At 44.8% G+C, this 21,278-nt stretch carries 24 protein-coding genes; 12 read left to right on the plus strand and 12 right to left on the minus strand.

Going from position 1 to position 21,278, the window contains the following annotated elements:
• Nucleotides 1-37: 37 nt before the first annotated feature.
• Complete coding sequence (locus D0C36_RS06680; protein ID WP_117390769.1) at nt 38-2,446, plus strand: ABC transporter permease; 2,409 nt, start codon at nt 38-40, stop codon at nt 2,444-2,446.
• Between the two features lie 172 nt (nt 2,447-2,618).
• On the opposite strand, the gene D0C36_RS06685 is transcribed toward D0C36_RS06680, so the two are convergent.
• The 3 genes from D0C36_RS06685 to D0C36_RS06695 form a co-directional block, all read right to left on the minus strand.
• Nucleotides 2,619-3,188 carry a MarC family protein gene (locus tag D0C36_RS06685; protein WP_117390770.1) on the minus strand — a complete coding sequence of 190 codons (570 nt, stop codon included), beginning with the start codon at nt 3,186-3,188 and terminating at the stop codon, nt 2,619-2,621.
• 3 nt (nt 3,189-3,191) lie between these two features.
• A complete protein-coding gene (locus tag D0C36_RS06690) occupies nt 3,192-4,358 on the minus strand; it encodes an MFS transporter (RefSeq protein ID WP_117390771.1) in 1,167 nt (388 codons plus the stop codon).
• A gap of 73 nt (nt 4,359-4,431) precedes the next feature.
• A complete protein-coding gene (locus tag D0C36_RS06695; protein ID WP_117390772.1) occupies nt 4,432-5,949 on the minus strand; it encodes an amino acid permease in 1,518 nt (505 codons plus the stop codon).
• 398 nt (nt 5,950-6,347) lie between these two features.
• On the opposite strand from D0C36_RS06695, the gene D0C36_RS06700 reads away from it, so the two are divergent.
• Together D0C36_RS06700 and D0C36_RS06705 are read left to right on the plus strand one after the other, a co-directional pair.
• Nucleotides 6,348-6,548 carry a hypothetical protein gene (locus tag D0C36_RS06700; RefSeq protein ID WP_117390773.1) on the plus strand — a complete coding sequence of 67 codons (201 nt, stop codon included), beginning with the start codon at nt 6,348-6,350 and terminating at the stop codon, nt 6,546-6,548.
• Nucleotides 6,549-6,806 (plus strand): type II toxin-antitoxin system RelE family toxin, encoded by a 258-nt coding sequence (locus D0C36_RS06705; protein WP_117390774.1) that lies wholly within the window; start codon nt 6,549-6,551, stop codon nt 6,804-6,806.
• A gap of 75 nt (nt 6,807-6,881) precedes the next feature.
• On the opposite strand, the gene D0C36_RS06710 is transcribed toward D0C36_RS06705, so the two are convergent.
• The 4 genes from D0C36_RS06710 to D0C36_RS06725 form a co-directional block, all read right to left on the minus strand.
• Entirely contained in the window at nt 6,882-7,076 is a 195-nt protein-coding gene (locus D0C36_RS06710) for a hypothetical protein (RefSeq protein WP_147321945.1), read from the minus strand.
• A 143-nt stretch (nt 7,077-7,219) separates the two neighbouring features.
• Nucleotides 7,220-7,474: a hypothetical protein gene (locus tag D0C36_RS06715; RefSeq protein WP_147321946.1), complete on the minus strand. Its 255-nt coding sequence runs from the start codon at nt 7,472-7,474 to the stop codon at nt 7,220-7,222.
• A 7-nt stretch (nt 7,475-7,481) separates the two neighbouring features.
• A complete protein-coding gene (locus tag D0C36_RS06720; RefSeq protein ID WP_117390777.1) occupies nt 7,482-7,817 on the minus strand; it encodes a hypothetical protein in 336 nt (111 codons plus the stop codon).
• 65 nt (nt 7,818-7,882) lie between these two features.
• Entirely contained in the window at nt 7,883-10,126 is a 2,244-nt protein-coding gene (locus D0C36_RS06725; RefSeq protein ID WP_117390778.1) for a sodium-translocating pyrophosphatase, read from the minus strand.
• A gap of 217 nt (nt 10,127-10,343) precedes the next feature.
• Between D0C36_RS06725 and D0C36_RS06730 the strand changes: the two genes are divergently transcribed.
• The 7 genes from D0C36_RS06730 (at nt 10,344) to D0C36_RS06760 (ending at nt 16,456) form a co-directional block, all read left to right on the plus strand.
• Nucleotides 10,344-11,774: an APC family permease gene (locus D0C36_RS06730; RefSeq protein ID WP_117390779.1), complete on the plus strand. Its 1,431-nt coding sequence runs from the start codon at nt 10,344-10,346 to the stop codon at nt 11,772-11,774.
• Nucleotides 11,767-12,129, plus strand: coding sequence for a hypothetical protein (locus D0C36_RS06735; protein WP_117390780.1), 363 nt, complete (start codon nt 11,767-11,769; stop codon nt 12,127-12,129). The genes D0C36_RS06730 and D0C36_RS06735 overlap by 8 nt, the downstream gene beginning before the upstream one ends.
• A gap of 60 nt (nt 12,130-12,189) precedes the next feature.
• A complete protein-coding gene (dacB, locus tag D0C36_RS06740) occupies nt 12,190-13,581 on the plus strand; it encodes a D-alanyl-D-alanine carboxypeptidase/D-alanyl-D-alanine endopeptidase (protein ID WP_233524430.1) in 1,392 nt (463 codons plus the stop codon).
• A gap of 275 nt (nt 13,582-13,856) precedes the next feature.
• Nucleotides 13,857-14,708: a bifunctional helix-turn-helix domain-containing protein/methylated-DNA--[protein]-cysteine S-methyltransferase gene (locus D0C36_RS06745; protein WP_117391393.1), complete on the plus strand. Its 852-nt coding sequence runs from the start codon at nt 13,857-13,859 to the stop codon at nt 14,706-14,708.
• A 3-nt stretch (nt 14,709-14,711) separates the two neighbouring features.
• Nucleotides 14,712-15,419, plus strand: coding sequence for a 2OG-Fe(II) oxygenase (locus tag D0C36_RS06750; protein ID WP_117390781.1), 708 nt, complete (start codon nt 14,712-14,714; stop codon nt 15,417-15,419).
• A gap of 43 nt (nt 15,420-15,462) precedes the next feature.
• The gene (locus D0C36_RS24855) at nt 15,463-15,675 is read left to right on the plus strand and encodes an Ada metal-binding domain-containing protein (RefSeq protein WP_262512196.1); all 213 of its coding nucleotides are present in this window, start codon (nt 15,463-15,465) and stop codon (nt 15,673-15,675) included.
• 223 nt (nt 15,676-15,898) lie between these two features.
• Nucleotides 15,899-16,456: a tetratricopeptide repeat protein gene (locus D0C36_RS06760; protein WP_147321947.1), complete on the plus strand. Its 558-nt coding sequence runs from the start codon at nt 15,899-15,901 to the stop codon at nt 16,454-16,456.
• On the opposite strand, the gene D0C36_RS06765 is transcribed toward D0C36_RS06760, so the two are convergent.
• Nucleotides 16,457-17,413, minus strand: coding sequence for an MBL fold metallo-hydrolase (locus D0C36_RS06765; protein ID WP_117390784.1), 957 nt, complete (start codon nt 17,411-17,413; stop codon nt 16,457-16,459).
• Between the two features lie 27 nt (nt 17,414-17,440).
• Here D0C36_RS06765 and D0C36_RS06770 point away from each other — a divergent pair, with 27 nt between their 5' ends.
• Nucleotides 17,441-17,758 carry a hypothetical protein gene (locus D0C36_RS06770; protein WP_117390785.1) on the plus strand — a complete coding sequence of 106 codons (318 nt, stop codon included), beginning with the start codon at nt 17,441-17,443 and terminating at the stop codon, nt 17,756-17,758.
• A 1-nt stretch (nt 17,759) separates the two neighbouring features.
• Here D0C36_RS06770 and D0C36_RS06775 read toward each other — a convergent pair whose 3' ends face one another.
• Nucleotides 17,760-18,854 (minus strand): AI-2E family transporter, encoded by a 1,095-nt coding sequence (locus D0C36_RS06775; protein ID WP_117390786.1) that lies wholly within the window; start codon nt 18,852-18,854, stop codon nt 17,760-17,762.
• Nucleotides 18,855-18,991: 137 nt separating this feature from the next.
• On the opposite strand from D0C36_RS06775, the gene D0C36_RS24665 reads away from it, so the two are divergent.
• Nucleotides 18,992-19,168: a DUF6496 domain-containing protein gene (locus tag D0C36_RS24665; protein ID WP_199501972.1), complete on the plus strand. Its 177-nt coding sequence runs from the start codon at nt 18,992-18,994 to the stop codon at nt 19,166-19,168.
• 38 nt (nt 19,169-19,206) lie between these two features.
• Here the strand turns inward: D0C36_RS24665 and D0C36_RS06785 are convergent, their stop codons facing one another.
• From D0C36_RS06785 to D0C36_RS06795, 3 genes are read right to left on the minus strand one after another with little or no spacing between them, the layout of a single operon-like run.
• Nucleotides 19,207-19,725 (minus strand): hypothetical protein, encoded by a 519-nt coding sequence (locus tag D0C36_RS06785; RefSeq protein WP_117390788.1) that lies wholly within the window; start codon nt 19,723-19,725, stop codon nt 19,207-19,209.
• Between the two features lie 26 nt (nt 19,726-19,751).
• Nucleotides 19,752-20,261: a hypothetical protein gene (locus D0C36_RS06790; RefSeq protein ID WP_117390789.1), complete on the minus strand. Its 510-nt coding sequence runs from the start codon at nt 20,259-20,261 to the stop codon at nt 19,752-19,754.
• A 15-nt stretch (nt 20,262-20,276) separates the two neighbouring features.
• Nucleotides 20,277-21,269 (minus strand): Gfo/Idh/MocA family protein, encoded by a 993-nt coding sequence (locus D0C36_RS06795; protein ID WP_117390790.1) that lies wholly within the window; start codon nt 21,267-21,269, stop codon nt 20,277-20,279.
• Between the last annotated feature and the right edge of the window lie 9 nt (nt 21,270-21,278).

A 21,278-nucleotide genomic window follows, 5' to 3' on the forward strand; every position in this document is an offset into this window, starting at 1 on the left:
TATAATACGTACTTACATTCGTGTAAACCGTAACCCTATGCTATACAACTACATCACCATTGCCTGGCGAAACATCCTTAAGAACAAGCTTTTCTCTTTCATCAATATCTTCGGGCTCTCGGTCGGGATAGCTTTTACCATGCTGATGGCGGCTTACGTTTGGCAAGAATGGAGCGTGAACCATGATTTGCGCAATGCAGATAACCAGTACATTATTCAAAGCAAGTGGAAAGACCCATCACAGGGCTACGAGCTTACGGCCATTGGCGATCTGCCGAAGGCTTTAAAAGAACAATACCCAAACCTGGTGGCCAATTATTACCATTGGGACGGCGTTAGCTCAACGGTATCCAAAGGCGACCTGCATTTCCGCGAAAGCCTGCAGGTGGGCGATAGTACTTTCCTGAGCATGTACGGGTTAAAAATGCTGCATGGCGATGCAAACACGGTCTTGAACCAACCATTTACTGCGGTGCTGACAGAGCAAACGGCTATCAAATATTTTGGTAAAACTGATATTGTGGGGCAAACCATCAGCATAGAGAACTTCAGCGGCAGCAAACACGATTTTATGATCACAGGGGTGATGGCCAAACTTGCCAAAAACTCAGTGACCAATGTTATAGAGACCAGCAACAGCACTATATTTTTGCCGGGCTCTGCAGCTAAGTACATGGGGCGTAACCTTAACGGCTGGAATAACACCGCGCTGGTGGGGTTACTTGAGCTTAGGGACGGTGTTAAACCGCAAGATCTTAATGGCCCGATGCGCAGTTTAATCAAAAAGAACGCGCCGGAAAATATCTCGGCAAATTTGACACCTTACCTGGTGCCGCTTAAATCATTCTACCTTGAATTTGGCAACGGCGCGGTAAAAAAAATGCTGTACACGCTATCTTTCATCGCCTTGTTTATCTTGCTGATGGCCATCATCAACTTTGTAAATATCTGCATCAGCCGTTCATCGCAAAGGATGAAAGAAATGGGTATCCGCAAGGTATTGGGCGGCTTGCGCAAGCAACTGATATGGCAGTTTTTGATAGAGTCGGTTGTGCTTGTATTTATTGCCACATTCCTTGCCTTCGGCCTGTATGCTTTAGCAAAACCCTACTTTGCTAATATGCTGACCGCCGAAATAGGCGGATTATTTTCATTCCCTCTATATTTCTATTTATTCCCGATAGCTTTTGCTTTATTGATAGGACTGATAGCCGGGCTATATCCTGCCCTTGTATTATCATCTTTAAAATCAGTCGACTCGCTAAAAGGGAAGCTGAACCAGGTTAAGGATAATGTATATTTCCGCAAGGGACTGGTCGCTTTTCAGTTTACAACGGCTTGTGTAGTGCTGATATCAGCCATTGTTATATCAAAGCAGATCAACCTGTTTTTTGGTAAGAACCTTGGGTACGATAAAGATTATGTAGTGTACGCCCAGATCCCGCGCGACTGGTCTAAACCGGGCGTGCAGAAGATGCAGGATGTACGTTACCGCCTTTCTCAACTACCGCAGATAAAAAGCATCACCATGTCATGGGAGATTCCCGACGGTGGGGCAAGCGGCGGCATGCAGATTTACAAAATGACGGATAATCCTGACCATGCATTCCCGGCAACTGGTTTACTTACCGATAATGCTTACGCCGAAACTTACGGCATCCCGATGAAAGCAGGTGAGTTTTTCCGCAAGCAATACTCACAAGCCGATTCTGCCCTTGTAGTGATCAACGAGGCTCAGTCAAAAGCGCTCGGTTTTAAATCGCCGGACGAAGCCATTGGCAAACAGTTCATGTCGGTAGGCGTACCTGCACCGGCAACCATTTGCGGCGTAACCGCCGATTTTGTTTTCGGGGGTATGGGCAGCAAAACAGGGCCTATCACTTTCATGAACGTAAATCAGGTTCCGTTTTACAGGTATTTCTCTATCAAGCTTCGACCGGGCAATATGGAGCAAAACCTGGCTGCCTTGCAAAAGAAATGGGCCGAAGTAATGCCAGGCGCACCGTTCGAGTACAACTTTGTGGATGATATGCTGGCCAAGATGTATAAAACAGAGATACAGCTCAAAAAGGCATCTTACCTGGCAACCGGTTTAGCCATCATCATTGTACTGTTGGGCGTACTGGGCCTCATATCGCTCAGCGTACAAAAACGTACCAAAGAGATTGGCGTGCGCAAAGTGCTTGGCGCTACTGAGAAAGATGTGGTGGTACTGTTTCTTAAAGATTTTATGACGACCATTGCCATAGCTGCAGTGGTGGCTTGCCCACTGGCTTACTGGATGATGCATACCTGGTTAAACAGCTATGCTTACAAGGTAACACTTACGCCGCAGCCCTTTGCCATTGCGTTTGCATCATTGATGATATTGACGGGTATATTGATAAGCCTACAGACGATAAAAGCAGCACTGGCTAATCCGGTGAAGAGTTTGAGGACGGAGTGAGCCCCCCAGCCCCCTGAAGGGGGAGCAGGAGTAATATCGAACACTGAATTTTGAATATCGAATGATGAAGTCCTCAGTTCGACATTCATCATTCTACATTCGGTGTTCGATATTAATTTTCAAGAGTCATGCTTTTAAAAAGTTCCCCCTTCAGGGGGTTAGGGGGCTTCTCCTACAGCCCCGAGTTACTCCTGAACAATTTTATCGCAATGGCCAGCAGTATCACCCCGAAAGCTTTGCGCAGAATGTGCAGGCCGGTTTTTCCTAAGAGTTTCTCCAGCCATTTTACATTTTTCAGCACCAGGTAAACAACAAGGGTATTCAGCAATATGCCGACTACAATATTCTGAGTTTGGTATTGCGATTTAAGGGATAGCAAAGTGGTCATGGTACCTGCACCGGCAATCAGCGGGAAGGCGATAGGTACGATAGATGCAGCCTCGGGCACTTCCTCTTTAAAAAACGTTACGCCCAGTATCATCTCAAGCGCGATAATGAATATCACGATAGAACCCGCTATCGCGAATGATGAGATATCCAGGCCGATGATGGCAAGCAGTTCGTCTCCCGCAAACAGGAAGCAGATCATCAGTATCAGCGCTGCAATGCTTGCTTTCTCTGATTGGATGTGCCCTACCTTTTGGCGCATCTGTATAATGATGGGGATGGTACCCAGGATATCGATGATGGCGAAGAGGATCATCGTTACCGATAAAATCTCTTTGAAAACAAATTGAGGCATAGCTTAGGATTGCTTTTCTTTCGAAATTAAACGAATACTAAACAAAAGTGCAATTAAAATATAGAATGCCGATAAAAAGAAAACGCTATGTACAGAAATAACAGTAACCAGCCCCGCTGTTACAGGCCCTAAAGTTTGTCCTATAGAGATGTAAGCCTGGTTTACACCCATTACCTCGCCGCGATGGTGCTCGTCGTTGTTATCGGCTATAATAGCGTTCAGCATGGGGTTACGCAGGCCATTGAACAGGCCGTAAATGGCAATAGATGTTGCAAACAATATGACACCTGTTGCAAAGCCTGTAAGCACCATCATCCCCAAACAAAATATAGTAGATACAAATAGAATGACCGATTGCTTAGGAATCACTTTCTGAATAGCTGGTACCAATAGCTGCATCAATATACCCGTAATGCCAAAGCCTGCATAAAATAATCCTGTTTGTGAGGTACTTAGTTTCAACTCATCCACGCTAAAAGTTTGGAAGCCAATGATCATGGAAAACTGCCCCATGGTGAGCAGGAAGCCGGTTACTATAGCCGTGCCTATCACAGGTTTTTTTAACACATTTATTAGTGACGAAACAACAAAGCCCCCGCCTTTGGCTTTTGCGTTTTTCAATTTGTTGGTTTCTTTCAAAAACAACATGGACAGCACCACGCCCAGCACCGCTATTCCGGCTGCAAAAAAGAAAGGCACTTTCATACCGTACCTGCTCAGCAAGCCCCCTACCGCCGGCCCTATTACAAAGCCAAAACCAAACGCCGAGCTCAATATCCCGAAGTTTTTGGCCCGCTCTTTTGGCGATGATATATCAGATACCATGGCTTGCGCAACAGAGATATTGCCGCCTGTTAAACCATCCAGTATTCGCGCAGCGAAAAGCATAATAATGCTGTTGGCCAACCCAAACATTACAAATGATACGGCAGTACCTATTAAGCTGATTACCAAGATAGGCTTGCGCCCCCATTTATCAGACAATGAACCCAGCACCGGCGTAGCCACAAATTGTGCTATGGAGAAAGCAGCTGTAAGCAAACCTATACTATGCTCGGTAACGCCAAACTTTTTGCCATAGGGGTACAGCAGCGGTATAATAATACCAAAGCCCATGCTATTGATAACGGCTATCAACACCAAAACCCAAATGATGCGGTTGGTCTTCATGCCTTTACAAAAGGCTTTAAAACAGAAAAGGTTCTGCCATGGCAGAACCTTTTCTTATATCGTAATTAAAAAATTACTGTTTCTCAAAGTCGATAGCAGTTGGCAGGATATCGCCACCTTTGCCCAACTTACTGTGGTTTTTACTGTAACCAAAATAGATCACCAAACCTAATATCATCCAGCCTAAAGCACTTAATTGTGTTTCGCTTGGTAAGCCAACGATCATACCGGCACAAACTATCATACCCAGGATAGGTACCAATGGCACCAATGGGGTTTTGAACGGACGTACAAGATCCGGGTCGCTTTTACGCAACAGGATTACACCCGCACATACCAGTATGAAAGCAAACAGGGTACCAATAGAGGTTAAGTCGCCCGCTACGCTGCCCGGTACAAATGCCGCAAATGCTCCTACAAACAGGAACAGGATCATGTTGCTCTTGTAAGGGGTTTTAAATTTAGGGTGCAGATCAGAGAATATTTTTGGCAACAAACCATCTTTAGACATGGTGTAGAATACCCTCGACTGGCCCATCAGCATCACCAGGATAACCGAAGAGAAACCGGCCAAAATAGCTACAGTAACCAGAGTTGATAACCAGCCGTAACCGTGCATGTAATTGCTGATAGCAAATGCTACCGAAGCTTCTTTACCCGATTTCATGAAGTCGGTATAAGGTGCAACCCCTGTTAATACCCATGAGAAAAGGATGTAAAGAATGGTACAAACCACTAACGAACCCAGGATACCGATAGGCATATCGCGGCTCGGGTTTTTAGCTTCCTGTGCAGCAGTTGATACCGCATCAAAACCGATGAAAGCGAAGAATACCACACCGGCACCGCTTATGATACCGCCCCAGCCGTGGTTAAAGAACGGCGCATAAGAATATGGCTTTCCGTTTTCCTGCATAATGTCAGGTGCATCAGCAGGGATAATGTATGGGTGGTGGTTAGCCGGGTTGATATACTGCCAGCCAATAGCGATAAACACCAATACGATGGCTACTTTAATGAATACGATAATACCGTTTACAGTAGCAGATTCCTGCGTACCTTTTATCAAAAGCAATGATAAAATAACAAGGATCAACAGCGCAGGTAAGTTAGCAATACCGTGTACGCTTTGCCCGTTTATCATTACCGATTCCATTGGAGAGTGGCACCACTCATAGGGTATCCCCCCGCCGAGGAGCTTGTTCAAATACTCACTCCAGCTTATAGATACCGTGGCCGCACCCAGCGCATATTCTAATATCAAAGCCCAGCCAATAACCCAGGCAACAATCTCGCCCATAGTTGCATACGCGTAAGTGTAAGCACTACCGGCAATAGGAATAATAGAAGCAAATTCAGCGTAGCATAAGCCGGCAAAAGCACAGCCAATAGCCGCTACAATGAATGATAAGGTTACCGCCGGGCCAGCGTGTTCGCCCGCAGCAGCAGCAGTCCTTACGAACAAACCGGCACCAATAATTGCACCAATACCCAATGCAACAAGGCTACCCGCCCCAAGCGTTCGCTTAAGGGTTTCGCCGTCGGTCTTGGCCGTTAATTGTTCAATAGATTTCTTTACAAATACCTTCATTTTAAATCAATAAGATCAGTTTAGTAAATTTTAAAAACACTTAGCCCAAACGTAGTTAATTTAATTGAAAATTTAAAGAACAGAATGTAACAAGGGTATGGCAGTTTTAAACAGAATTAAAGTGCGGTAGCGTGGCACTTTTGAGGTGTAGGTTTATTATTGGGCGGCCCTACCTTTTAACGTTACGGGCGTTCCCTACGGTCGGGCTATCCGTTCATACGCCTGCCCCAAAGGGATGCCTATGGCACAGGCCTTAGGCTCAGGGCCGGTATCCACTCCTATCCCTAACGCAGATTGTCCGGATCAGGAATTTCAGAATTTTAAGATGAACAGAATGTAAGGGGAAAGTTTGTAAAAGCATTAACGTTTTGGTAAATTTATATTTCAAACGATTCGCCATGTCAGCAGAAGTAAAACCACAATACATAACCGATGAAAACGGTAAGAAAATATCAGTGATATTGCCGGTAGAGGTTTATGAAAATATGATAAGCGAACTGGAAGATGCTGAAGACGTAAAGCTTTACGATAAAGTTAAGAGCCTTAATGAACCATCTGATTCTTTCGATGACTACATAAAAGGCCGCTCCTCAAAATAAATGGCGTCCTACAAGATCACCATTTCTAAAACTGCTCAAAAACAGTTAAACAAAATACAGGACAACATCGCCGAAAAACTAATTCCTGCGATATACGAACTGGCTGATAACCCTCGTCCGTACGGATGCAAGAAGCTAAAGGGCCGTGATGCATGGCGAATCCGTGTGGGCGATTATCGCATTATCTACGAGATACACGATGGCATCTTGCTTATCGACATCATTGCACTTGGGCACCGCCGCGACATTTATAGTTAAATAGCATCACACCCTGCGCAAGGCATTCACTGTTGATGCCTGTGAAAATTTGTCAACGCTTCAGCCACCCAAATTCTAAAATATCTTTTGCGGCCCGCCGCGCTCCCGCTGCTCGTGCACCTTGCGCTGGTACTCCTGCGCATCAAAAGGCTTTTCCTGTTCAGGTGCAGACGTTTCGCCGATATTAAAATCGTAGTCGTTTTCGCGTAAAAAAGCGGCGATGGCCTCTTCTTCATGCTCGTTTCTTGGGTTAATGGTTATTACTCTCATATTCTGGTTTTTGTTATTAAGTGTATCAACAAGTCTATTTCCGCAGTTCATTGCGGGGTACGAAGCAATCTCCGAATTATACAAATCCGCTTGTCCTAAAGAGATTGCTTCGTTCCTCGCAATCACGCGTAGTTTACCCCCCCTTATGGCAACGCTCTCCATATAAACCATGGTGTTAAAACTACATTCAAGATAATCATAATCAATCCCAACTTTTTATCGCCCAGCCTGCGCAATAAATAACCCAACACCAGGCCACCAAACAATAGCATAGCGGCATCAAAATACATCAAACCGCCTGCAGTAGGCGGCACGATATCGACCTTCAGCAACGCGAAGATATCATCCAGATAAAGGTAGATATCGTAAAGGCAAAGGATATAAAGAATTATACGCATGTTAATTTTATCTCCCTTTGCCATACTGCAAACTTTGATAGTTGGCTATTATTTGATTCAAAGATGCAATACCACTCATATTTAGTAATTCTAATAACGATGATAAGGATTCCATTTTCCAGGCATCAAATCCAGGAGTCATATCAGCGACTCTATCTGTTACTACCTCAATGGTAATTTCTTCGGCGTTCAAACTTGATTTTAGTTTTGATAGAAAATCATTTAACGATTCAACGGGAGTTGGCCAGTCGTTTATGGCAGCTAATAGTAACTCCACTCTTTTTCTATCATTACCAGTAATTGCCCGTTCTTCCAACACTGTCATCAATTGTTCAATATCCATATCAAATAAAATCTAATGTACAAAAAAGCCTCCGCCAGTCGGCGGAGGCTTTCACTATTCAGCTGTTAAACTTTCTTATCAGCCTTCATAACATGCGTCGTGGTATTCATCGACTGGATCTTGATCTGATTCTGGATATGCTTGTTGGTGGCTACCTCGTGGTTTAAATGCGGTGCAATAACCAGCGATACGATAGACATCAGCTTGATCAGGATATTCATCGAAGGTCCTGAGGTATCTTTGAACGGATCGCCCACGGTATCACCTGTTACAGAAGCTTTGTGCGGTTCAGATTTTTTGTAATAGGTTTCTCCGTTTATCTCCACGCCTTTCTCAAATGATTTTTTAGCGTTATCCCATGCACCACCTGCGTTGCTTTGGAAAATACCCATCAACACGCCTGATACGGTTACACCGGCTAACAGGCCACCCAATACTTCGGGGCCAAAGGCGAAGCCGATAACCAGCGGGGTTACCAGCGCAATTAAGCCTGGCGCGATCATCTCGCGGATGGAAGCCTGGGTAGAGATAGCCACACATTTTTCGTACTCGGGTTTAGCTTTGTACTCCATAATGCCCGGTATCTCGCGAAACTGGCGACGAACCTCTTCTACCATCGCCATAGCCGCACGGCCCACCGCCGAAATAGCCAAAGCCGAGAAGATGAACGGGATCATGCCGCCCACAAATAAACCGGCCAGTACGTTGGCTTTATAAATATCAATATGCTCAATGCCTGCCACACCCACAAAGGCAGCAAACAGCGCCAGCGAAGTCAACGCAGCAGAAGCAATAGCAAAACCTTTACCGGTTGCAGCAGTGGTATTCCCCACAGCATCCAGGTTATCCGTACGGTGACGAACCTCTGGTGGCAACTGGCTCATTTCGGCAATACCACCCGCGTTATCGGCAATTGGGCCGAAAGCATCGATAGCCAATTGCATAGCCGTAGTGGCCATCATACCGGCAGCAGCAATAGCCACACCGTACAATCCCGCAAAGAAATACGAACCATAGATACCCGCGGCCAATACCAGGATAGGCAACACGGTTGATTCCATACCAATAGCCAAACCACCAATAATGTTGGTAGCATGCCCGGTTGATGATTGTTTAATAATGCTCAGCACCGGGCGTTTACCCATTGCCGTATAGTACTCGGTAATGATAGACATCAGCGTGCCTACAACCAAACCTACCAGGATAGAACCAAATACGCCGTTCTTGGTAAACACCAGTGAACCTGCTTTGATAGCACCGCTTTCGTCCAAATCGCGTTTAAGGTGCATTTCACCGCCAGGTAACATCCATTGTACTAAAAAGTAAGTAGCAATAGCAGTTAGCACGATGGATGCCCAGTTACCTATGTTCAAAGCGTTTTGTACGCTATCTGTCTCGTTTTTAATTTTCACGAAGGCAGCACCTACTATTGAGAATATCAAACCTAAACCGGCAATTACCATCGGCAATAAAACCGGGGCGATACCACCAAAATTATCAGCAGATACTATCTCGCGGCCAAGTACCATGGTGGCCAGCATAGTAGCCACGTAAGAACCGAACAAATCGGCGCCCATACCGGCAACGTCGCCTACGTTATCACCTACGTTATCGGCAATGGTTGCAGGGTTACGCACATCATCCTCGGGGATACCGGCCTCAACTTTACCTACAAGGTCGGCACCTACGTCGGCAGCTTTGGTGTAGATACCACCACCCACACGGGCAAACAATGCGATAGACTCGGCACCTAATGAGAAACCAGCCAAAACCTCAAGGGCTTTTTCCATCTCCAGGCCGTTAACATCGCCACCTGTATTCTTTACATAAATAGTATAAAAAACAATGAACAGTGAGCCTAAACCGATGATGGCCAAACCTGCTACACCGAGGCCCATTACCGTACCGCCTGTAAACGATACTTTAAGCGCTTTAGCCAAACTGGTTTTAGCAGCTTGCGTAGTACGCACGTTGGCTTTGGTTGCTATGCGCATGCCTATAAAACCTGCAAATGCCGAAAGGAAGGCACCAATCAGGAATGATACTGCGATTATCGGGCTCGAAGTTTCAACAGTTGTGCCGCTCCATGCCAGCAAAATGCCTGCGATAATCACGAAATAGCTCAATATTTTCCACTCGGCACGCAAAAATGCCATTGCCCCATCGGCAATGTAACCGGCCAGTTGGTTCATCGATGCATCGCCTGTTTCCTGTTTGGTTACCCATGCAGATTTACCGGCCATAACCAGTAACCCCACAATACCCATAACAGGGATCAAATAAATCAAGTAAGTGTTCAAAAGATCCATATAATTAGTTTAGTTATTAAAGTGTGCGTACTAAAAAGCCAGAGGGCTTGTTTACAATTGGTTGCTGCAAAATAGTAAATAAATTGACTATACAATAGGATGACAATTTATCTTTCTAAAAATTGATATTAAGAAAGTATTCTTTCCACACAAACCATTCCCCTTTCGAGTAAACGATATTTATTCCTAACTTAAGCCTTTAAAACTAAAATCCTAAATGGCTAACGATTCCTCTTCTTCAAAAATGAAACACGAGCTGAGCTTGCTCGATGGCACCATGCTGGTATCAGGCTCCATGATCGGTTCGGGTATATTCATTGTAAGCGCCGATATTATCCGTAATGTGGGTTCATCAGGCTGGCTGATAGCCGTTTGGCTCATCACCGGTTTTATGACGCTTACCGCGGCCCTAAGCTACGGCGAACTGAGCGCCATGTTCCCCAAAGCAGGCGGGCAATACGTGTACCTTAAAGAGGCTTATAATAAACTCATCGCCTTCCTTTACGGATGGAGCTTTTTCGCCGTGATACAAACTGGCACCATTGCTGCCGTGGGTGTGGCTTTTTCAAAGTTTACGGCTTACTTGATCCCTGCTGTGAGCGAAGATCATATCCTTTTTACCTTAGGCTCTTTAAAGATCAGTGCGGCGCAGATCGTTTCTATCGTGTTGATCTTCTTCCTTACTTTCATCAATACAAAGGGTGTGAAGGGTGGCAAGCTTATCCAAACTACATTTACACTCACCAAACTGTTGAGCCTTTTCGGTTTAATTGGCTTTGGTTTTTTAGCCTTTAAAGGAGATATCTGGAACGCTAACTGGACAAATGCCTGGGACTTGCACAACCTGAATAAAGACGGTAGTGTAACCGCTTTAACCCTGAGCACCGCATTAGGCGCTATCGCAGCTGCCATGGTTGGTTCAATCTTCAGCAGTGATGCCTGGAACAGCGTAACCTTTGTAGCCGGCGAAATGAAAAACCCTAAGCGCGATGTTGCCCTAAGTATGATGTTCGGCACGCTGATCGTTACGGTTATTTATGTGTTAGCAAATATGGTTTATACCGGCGTGCTGTCGTTACACGATATTGCTACTGCCGATAAAGATCGTGTAGCTGTTGCCGCTTCGCATGTGATATTTGGTAATGTTGGTACGTATGTAATTGCTCTCATGATCATGATATCTACCTTTGGTTGTAATAACGGACTGATACTTTCAGGTGCGCGCGTTTATTACACCATGGCTAAGGATGGCTTGTTCTTTAAAAAGACCGCCGAGCTGAACAAAAATGCCGTGCCCGAGTTTGGTTTATGGATACAGGCAGTAGTGGCTTCGTTGCTTTGCTTAAGCGGTAAATATGGCGACCTGCTGGATATGATATCATTTGTGGTGGTGGTATTTTATGTGCTTACTATCATTGGCATCTACATCCTGCGTGTTAAACGCCCTGATGCCGAGCGCCCGTACAAAGCCATTGGTTACCCTGTTTTGCCTGCCATTTATATTTTAATGGGTGTTGCTTTTTGCATTTTGCTATGCGTTTACAAAAGCGATTACGTTAAATATGGGTTAGGCATTGTGCTAATAGGTATCCCTATTTATTACATCTCACAACGAAACATTAAATCAGGTCCGGTTATTAATGACTGATTTTCAAAAATATGGCATGTCAATTTCTATGGGACCGCTGCTAAGACAATATGTTGAAAAGCAATTGATACAAGATTTGAATTACTATCAGGAACTTAAAGAGAGCTTACACTTTGATTGGTCTGATAGCTGTATTGAAGGACAAAGCGCAAAATACTTAGACGGAGTTTTAGAAAACTTTTCAGGCATCTCAGTATTAAATGAGCAATTACAAATTGTTGCACACGGTTGGATGGAATTTGTTTTTATGGATACACCAGTTATTTATTGGGATTTATTGACCATAAATTCCACTGAGATGAAAAACAAACCAGGCTTACCTAAGCACATTTCAGACAGACTGACTGCCGGGTAAAGACTATTATTAGAAAAAAACGAATTGAAAATAAATAGAATAATAAACTGCACCGCTTTCGTGTTATTGTTCGTCTCAGAACAATTGTATGCACAAACTTCTTTACAAAAGCGGCTGCAAACCGCTTTTACTCGTTTACAAACGGATGAGCAATGCAAGTACGGCTCGGTATCGGTAACCGTATTGGATGCCAAAACCGGCGAGATGATCTTTGGTGGCAATCCCGATATGGGCCTTGCTCCTGGGTCTACGCTAAAAACCGTTACCAGTATCACAGCTTTTAACCTGTTAGGGAAAGATTTTCAGTTTCAGACGCAGGTAGGTTACACCGGCACACTGACTGCGGATGGCACCCTCACCGGCGACATCATCATCAAAGGTGGCGGCGACCCTACCCTGGGCAGCTGGCGCTGGAGCACTACTAAAGAGAACGTGGTGTTGAACACCATGGTTGCTGCTTTAAAAAAGGCGGGCATCAAGAAAATAAACGGTCGTGTTATTGGCGATAACGGGCTGTACACCAAACAATCTATCCCAGATGGATGGATCTGGCAGGACCTGGGCACCTATTATGGCGCAGGCATTGCCGGGCTTTGCTGGCGCGAGAACCAGTTTGATATCCTGCTGCGCACCGGCAGCATAGGCAATACTATTGGTATTGCCGGCACCAACCCCGAAACCAATTACCTGCAATACAAAAGCGAACTTACCAACGGTGCCGCCAAAACCGGCGACCAAGCTTATCCCTACCTGCCGGCCTTTGGCAGCAAAGTGATGTACCTGCGCGGCACTTACGCTATTGACCAGAGCAAAAAACGTGTATCCGCCGCCATTCCCGATCCTGCTTTTGATGCAGCTTTACGTTTGACCGATACCCTTAAACGCATCGGCATTACGGTAAGCGGTGAGCCGCAATCGTCCATTATGCTGGCAGAGAAAAATCAAACTGTTACCCCGGCTACAACCAATTTAACTAACATCCTATCGCCCAACCTCAGCAAGATAGTTTACTGGCTAAACCAAAAAAGCGTTAACCTTTACGCCGAGCAATTACTGGCCGCCATATCCCTTAAAACAGGCAAAACACCAACAGCTACAGATGGCGTAAATGTTGTAAAAGCTTTCTGGGAACAAAAAGGTATCGATAAGCGCTCGATGAACATTTTTGACGGCAGCGGACTCTCGCCCGAGAACCATATTACTACCTCAACCATGGCGCATATCCTGCAATCGGCGCGTAAGGAAGCCTGGTTCGATGATTTCTTTGACAGCCTGCCCATCTACAACGATATGAAGATGAAAAGCGGCAGCATCAACAGTGTGCAAGCCTACGCCGGTTTCCAAACGCACGAAGGCCGCCAGCTGTGTTTCTCTATCATGGTGAACAACTACAGCGGTGCGGGGAGTGCTATCAGGGAGAAGATGTTCAGGTTATTGGATGAATTGAAGTAGGGGGAGATTCAAGAGGCAAGAGTCAGGAATCAAGAATTAAAAAACTACCCTGTCATTTCGAACGAGCGACAGCGAGGAGAAATCTTGTTACTCTTGCAAGTTTTCACTGGCATGTAATAACAGGATTTCTCACTATCGTTCGAAATGACAGAATGCATGCTGGATAAACGGGTCGCTACGCTCCTCGCAATGACACGAGGGATATAAGAACAGCAAGTTTCGGGTTTCCTGCCCGCCCTGCCCACGGTACTTTTGTGTTGTTAAATATGAAGATCATGAACACACAGGAAAACATCAATTACCAACGTATTGCCGAGGCGATAAACTACATAAGGCTCAATTTTAAAAATCAGCCCAACTTGGATGAGGTGGCCGAAAAGGTAAACTTAAGCCCCTTCCATTTCCAGCGAATATTTACGGATTGGGCAGGTATCAGCCCAAAAAAGTTTTTACAATACTTGAGTATTGATTATGCTAAAGGCATTTTAAAAGACCAGCAAGCTACCCTGTTTGAGGTGGCTTACGAAACAGGCCTCTCAGGCACCAGCCGCCTGCACGATCTGTTTGTGAACATTGAAGGCATGACACCTGCCGAATACAAGAACGGCGGCAAAGCCCTTACCATAAACTTTAGTTATGCAGAAACACCATTTGGGAATATCCTGGTAGCATCAACCCCAAAAGGTATTTGTTATATGGCTTTCGCCGATGACAGGGATGAAGCTTTCAATGGCCTTTACGATTTGTTCCCAAACGCCAGTTACCACCAGGTGGTTGATATGTCGCAGCAAAATGCGCTGCACATTTTCAGGAAGGACTGGAAAGAGTTATCGAAAATTAAACTGCATTTAAAGGGTTCAGATTTCCAGTTAAAAGTTTGGGAAACGCTATTGAAAATCCCGATGGGGGGATTGAACACTTATCAAACCATCGCCCAAAAAATCGAGATGCCCACTGCCAGCCGTGCGGTGGGTAGCGCGGTGGGTGCTAACCCGGTTGCGTTTCTTATTCCCTGCCACAGGGTAATTAAATCAACTGGTGAGTTTGGTCAGTACCATTGGGGCACCGATCGCAAAACAGCAATGATAGGCTGGGAAGCAGCGCAGTTAAACACTACAGAAGCTTAAGTTATGGACATACAACAAAAAATTGCCAAATTAGATTGGGCTGCCATAACCCAAAGCATGAATGATAAAGGCTATGCATCTATTCCCGGTGTATTATTGTCAGAGGTCTGCGATGAACTGATAGCCAATTATTCATCGCCCGATATCTACCGCAAAACCATTGTAATGGAGCACCACGGCTACGGGCAGGGGCAATACAAATATTTCAACTATCCCTTGCCGCCTATAGTGCAACAATTGCGCGAGGCCGTGTACCCAAACATTGCCCCTATTGCCAATAGCTGGATGCAGGTTTTAGGGATAGATACGCGCTTCCCTGAGAGCTTTGCAGGACTGAATGAACTTTGTCATCAGCATAACCAGCTGCGCCCAACACCGCTAATACTTAAATACCAGCAAGGCGGTTACAATGCCCTGCACCAGGACCTGTATGGCGACATCTACTTCCCCATGCAACTGGTAATATGCCTCAGCGAGCCAGGCGAGGATTTTGATGGCGGCGAATTTGTGCTGGTTGAACAACGCCCACGCATGCAATCGCGACCAATGGTGCTAACGCCGCGCAAAGGCGATATGCTGCTGTTCACCACCAACTTCAGGCCGGTGATGGGTAGCCGTGGATACTACCGCGTAAACATGCGCCACGGCGTAAGCGAGGTTACCAAAGGCGAACGATATACGCTCGGTATTATCTTCCATGATGCGGCATAGCGATATCAGCGGAGAAGGTTTTGCCCGCAGCAGGACATTGAAGATGTTGATAGATTGCAAACAGATAACCTTTGGTGGCAATCATAAACTGAAGATTTTCGGCACATTAAATTGTAGCTCGGGCAGGCGGATGAAAATTGCCAATCGTGTATTCTTTAAAAATGAGCAGGAAGCATCTTCGGCTGGGTATCGGCCCTGCGGGCATTGCATGCGGGCTGCATATCAAAAATGGAAGCTGTTAAACGCCGATTCATAAAGATTCGCTTTTAAATCCGTCCCATGAATGAGACGGCAATGAATAGACTATCATTGCCGTTGGCTTCAGCCAACGGATTAAGGGAAAAATCCAATACAGCTTTAGCCAAAATCCGGGACAGATTTCTTAAGATCTTTTGGATACTTAAACTCAAGGCAAAAAAATCAGTCCAAAAACAAAAATAATTAAGCGCTTTTGCGTTTTGATATGGATATTAGTTGATATGATGAAAAAACTGCTGTTTGCCTTATGCCTGTTATTCGCCGTGAGTTTTGCCCATGCACAAACTGCCGAAGAGGTATATTCAAAATACCTCGACTTTAACCTGGCGCGCATGCAGCAGGAAACAGATAAAGCCCTTGACCTGGGTGAAGATATATTACCCAACGCAGATAAATTGACAGCAGGCGCCCGCAATAATTTTTATTACAGCGTTGGTAATCTGTATGAAAACAATAGCCAGTCGGTAAAGGCCATTGAGTGTTACGAAAAAGTGGTTGCTGCCGTGCCCGATTATTATGTAGCACAGCGCGGTTTAGGCTATTTGTACGCCAAACAGGCCGATGCCCTCAAAGCAACAGGCGGTGCAAATTACATTGCAGCCGTGCGCAAAGCCCTGCCTCATCTTGAAAAAGCGCAGGCCTGTGACCCCGATGACGACACGCTAAAGATGATTCAATATTTTTACAAAGCTATCAACGATAAAAACGGCTTAACTACTTTGAACGACCGCCTAAAATCGCTTAAGAAAAATTGTATCGATCTGCTTGATGATAAATAATTAAAACAGCAACGCTTTACCCTGCCCGGGATAGGTAAGTTTTACACCCAAAGTATTACCTGCTTTTAGTTGCTGTTTGATCTTCAGGATGTTTTTGTAGGGTGGTTTAAGGTGGGTTATCACTACATTCAGTCCTTTTATAGATGTGCCGGCTATCTTTTGCAACAGGCCCAACTCATTCATCAGCAATTTTGGAGTAAGGTGCCCAAAAAGGCTTTTGTCAGGTTGCTCGTTAGGGAACGATACCTCTATCATCAGCGCCTTCAACCGCCCCATTTTTACCAGCGGGCCAACGGCTTCCCAAAGTTTGTTGAGGTTTTGGCTTTTCTCAATGGCATCGGCGCCGGTATCGCCTAAGTATAAAACATAATCTTCGCCGCTTTTAATCAGAAAGGCAGTACTTGTCAAATTAGAATGTGCCAGCGGGAAGGCTGTAACCAGCATGTCGGTATTCTCAATAGGTTGTTGTTCTGTTGGGGTAAGTATTTTGTAGTGATATTTTTTGAGCTGAGGTGCGCCACCATCGTCGGCAAAATTGGCCCAGCTCTCCCAGGTAAAGTAATGCGTTTTGAGGGTTTCTATAGTCGATGCCAGTCCGTATACATTTTTCACCGTATCCTCGGGCGAGTTGATCACCATACCGGCCAGGTGATCGAGGTGTGCATGCGAGATGAAATAGCCTTTGATATTATGCTTCATCACCTGCTCTGCCGATGATCTGAAAACTTTATTATCTACAGCTTTCTGTAACCCGTAATGGATGGTACCGGCATCCAGGCAGATGTATTGAGCAGAGCCAACCGGCGCCAGCATATACGCCGACATATTGCTCTCATCTATCCCGCCCAAAACACCCAGCGGAACTATCTTAAACGATGGCTTTGTTTTTACCTGCGCAAACAGTGTAATCGGCAAAGACAGGAATACGGTAAGTATGATTTTCGGCAGACGATTCATTACTGCAAAATTACTAATTTGGCCGCCATGATAACCAGTAAACTTGTAGCCAAAACCATTACCCGCTTATTTCTTGTGTTACTAATGGTGGCATTGGCTTTTTTGATGAATGATAACAACAAGCTTGACCAAGTTTACCTGGCAAAAAACCAGATCTGGGCTTTTATTCCGCCAATCTTATTGATACTGGGCTTTATAAGCCTGCTTATTATCTGCACGCGCCAAAAATATACCAAACCAGATATGAACTGGCTGCTGGTAGTGAATACCGTTGTGCTGATGGCATACGGCGTTACGCTTTTCATCCGCATTAATGAGATGATAGCGCAAGTACCGGCACACTAACTCACTCGGTCTTCATTTTCTCTTTGGCCGATTCCTTGTACTCGTAATCGCCACCAAGCAGGTAGCCCCATGGTTTAAGGCTTTCAATACGGTCAAACACGATCTTCATAATGGCCATCACCGGTATAGACAGGAACATGCCCGAAAGGCCCCATATCATCTCGCCAACGATGATACCTATAAAAGAGATCAAAGCATTAAGCCTTACTTTTGAGCCTACAATAGCCGGCAGCAAAAAGTTAGCATCAATAGCATGTATACCAATTACTGCAAGCGCCGTAGTTAACGTTTGGCTGATGTTGCCGGTAGCAAAAGTAACCAGCGTACTCAGCAGCAATGCCGTAAATATCCCGATGTAAGGGATTATATTGAAAAGGCCTACTATAAGCCCCAGCAATACCGCATATTTGATACCGATGATCCAGAAAATGGCTATTGACATGGCCGCCACGATAACCATTTCTATCACCAAACCAAAAATATACTGGCGCAATATTTTCTGAATATTCTCCACAATATCCATTACTATCGCCTTGTTTTCATGATTAAATACCCAAGTGATAAAGCGAAGCAATAAACGGCGGTAAAACAGTAAAAAGAAGGTGAAAATGAGTATAAAAACATAGAACAAGGCCAGCGATGATACCGCGCCAAACGTAGTACCCAATACCTCGGTACCCGATGCCATTATTTTTTGGGCTGTATCGTTCACATATACCATTTGCTTATCGGCATTTATATGAAAGGTTTGCTCAACCCAAATATGCAGATCAGATACTGATTGGTTAACCTGGTTTTTTAGCATAGGCCAATCGTTGGCTATGCCTGATATCTGGTTACCCACCAAATACAATACGCCACCTACAAAACCAACCAGTAAAAGTATAGACATGAATGAACTTGCGCTGCGAGGTAACCTGCATTTGCGCTCTAAAAAGTTTGATACCGGCAACAGCAGTATGGCAAACAGCAAACCGAATATCAGCGGATCAAGCAGTTCTTTAGCTACGATAACGAGGTAACCAAGGGCGCATAAGCCTATAAGAATAAGCGCCAGGCGTTCATAGAACGGGGCGATAAGTTTTTTTGTGGGCATGGGGTATTTGTAAAAATTTCCTCACCTGCTCAACAGGCTTTTTAAGCTAATGTTTTAGGAATATGTGATTTATAAGTGGGTAAATCACTCTCCCAAGTTTGGCCGGTGCTTTGCTTCATAAAACTAAACAAATTACCATGGCAAAGTATTCAGAAAAAGCAAGCGAAAAGGTTGCAGAAACCATGCACGAAATGAAAGAGGGTAAGCTTAAAAGCGGCAGCGGCAAAAAGGTTACCAGTAAAAAACAAGCCATAGCTATAGGGCTGTCTGAAGCCCGTAAAGAGGGCGCAAAAGTACCAAAGAAAAAAGATTAGCATATAATATAAAAGCCTCTTACATAAGAGGCTTTATATTATGATTTGTAAAAATTCTCTTTCATCCAGCTGTTAAGCTTTCCGTTTTTATTTGCCTTTATCATCTCTTCCATCTTACTGTTTTTTTGGCGTGATGGCTCCTGCTCATATTTCTCTGCCATGGCCTTCAAGGCAGCTTCATTAGCCGCTCGGGGGTCTGTGTTATCTTTATGTTCCAACGTATATTTAGCAAACTGCCCCATAAATATTACCAGTAACGGGGGATTTTTGTCTGTTAAATCAATAAGTGGTTTATCTATATTTAAGGTTACGGCTTTGGTGCCTGTTAACCACGCTATCAAAAAGGTATTGGCTTGCTTCGCTTTAGCCTCGTTCGCAGTCCATGGGTTTTGCTGTAACCAATCTACTGTTTTAATAACGTCGGCTTCGTATTTAGGGTAATCATCTGCGGCAACAAGAGTGTAATTAACCGGCACTTCATAAGTTTGTTGGGCAAATGAACTTAAAGATAAAGTTAGCAGAAACAAGAGGCCGGCGCCTGTGATCCATTTTTTCATGTGATTTTGTTTAGGTTTATATTAATTTAAAAAGAAAAATCGGTCTTCACCCAAGTTTCCAGTTCGTTGGCTTTGTCAATATCTACGAGGCGCTCAACCTGGGTATCGTGCTTATGGGTAGGTTCTGCCTGGTATTTTGCAATTACTGCCCTAAGTGCATCAATACTGGCCCTGTTGGTATCAAAATTTTTAGGATGTTGAATAGCGTATTTGCAATACTGCGCCATATAAATAAAGCCTAACTGCGGGTTGGCATCAGATACATCCATAACCGCCTGTTTTAACTCAATTACAATGTAGGGTACGCCTTGCGCCCATTTTAATACAAACTGCGTTACAGCATCTGTCTTCTGCGGTTCGGTACCCCAGTGGGTTTTTTGTAACCAGTCGGCAGCTTTTATAATATCGGGTTCGTATTTGTGGTAATCTGTTTGTTTATCAAAATGATAACCCTTCGGCACATCAAAACTTTGTGCCGATGCTTTGAGGGTAAAGCAAATTGCAGCAAAAATAATAGCGCCGATTACCTTGTTCATGTTATTGAGTTACAGCTAAGATAAATCTATTTTTTGAGAGATTGTAAATGCATCCATTATTTTCATGAGCACAACTGCCTCATCTATAGTGCATGGGTTTGGCCCTTCGCCTTTAAAATAGCTTACTATTTTAGTGATCATGGGTTGCTGGATATGTTCGGGCTGTACAAATTCCACTGTTTCCTCTTGCTCGCCAATCTTGCAGGTTACAAAGTTGCCAAAGAACGGGAAGGTAATTTTACCCTTAGTCCCCACTATCTCGCAACGATCTGTGATCTCGGTTTTAGCTACATTAAAGCACCAGGAGCCATCAACCACTATCTTATTTTTAAAGATGATCTGCCCGGTAACATGATCATCCGCCGGACTAAACCCGCCCTGGTTTAAGCTATAACCGCTGTACACAGCAGGTTCGCCAAAAAAGTACAGCATCAGATCTAACTGGTGCGGAGCAAGATCATGAAAGTAACCACCGCCAGATACATCGGGCTGCAGGCGCCAGTTGGGCGCATTCTGTTCAACCAGTTTAGGTCTCTCCGATTGCCACATACGTATCTGCACTGTACGGATGTCGCCAATGGCATTAGTATCTATTAGATGCTTTACATGCAAAAACATTGGCAATGCCCTACGGTAATGTGCTACCGTAAGTTTGGCGTTGGCAGCATGCACAGCATCGGCCATGGCTTGTGCCTCGGCAGCGTTACGGGTAACGGGTTTCTCTACGTAAACATTTAAACCTTTTTCTATTGCGCGTTTGGCATATTCCAGGTGCGAATCGGGCGGGGTTGCTATCGATACCGTGTTTACTTCGGCATCGTTCAATAGTTCTTCGGCATCGCTGTACCAGCGGTCAACATGGTGGCGTTGGGCGTAGTCGGCGGCCTTCTCGGCATCGCGGCGCATTACGGCAACCAATTTACTGTCGTCAATTTTATTGTAGGCTTGTCCGCTCTTTTTTTCGGTTACGGCACCGCAGCCTATGATGCCCCACTTTATAGCAGTCATGTTTGTTTT

The organism is Mucilaginibacter conchicola (genome assembly GCF_003432115.1).
Classification (GTDB): Bacteria; Bacteroidota; Bacteroidia; order Sphingobacteriales; family Sphingobacteriaceae; genus Mucilaginibacter; species Mucilaginibacter conchicola.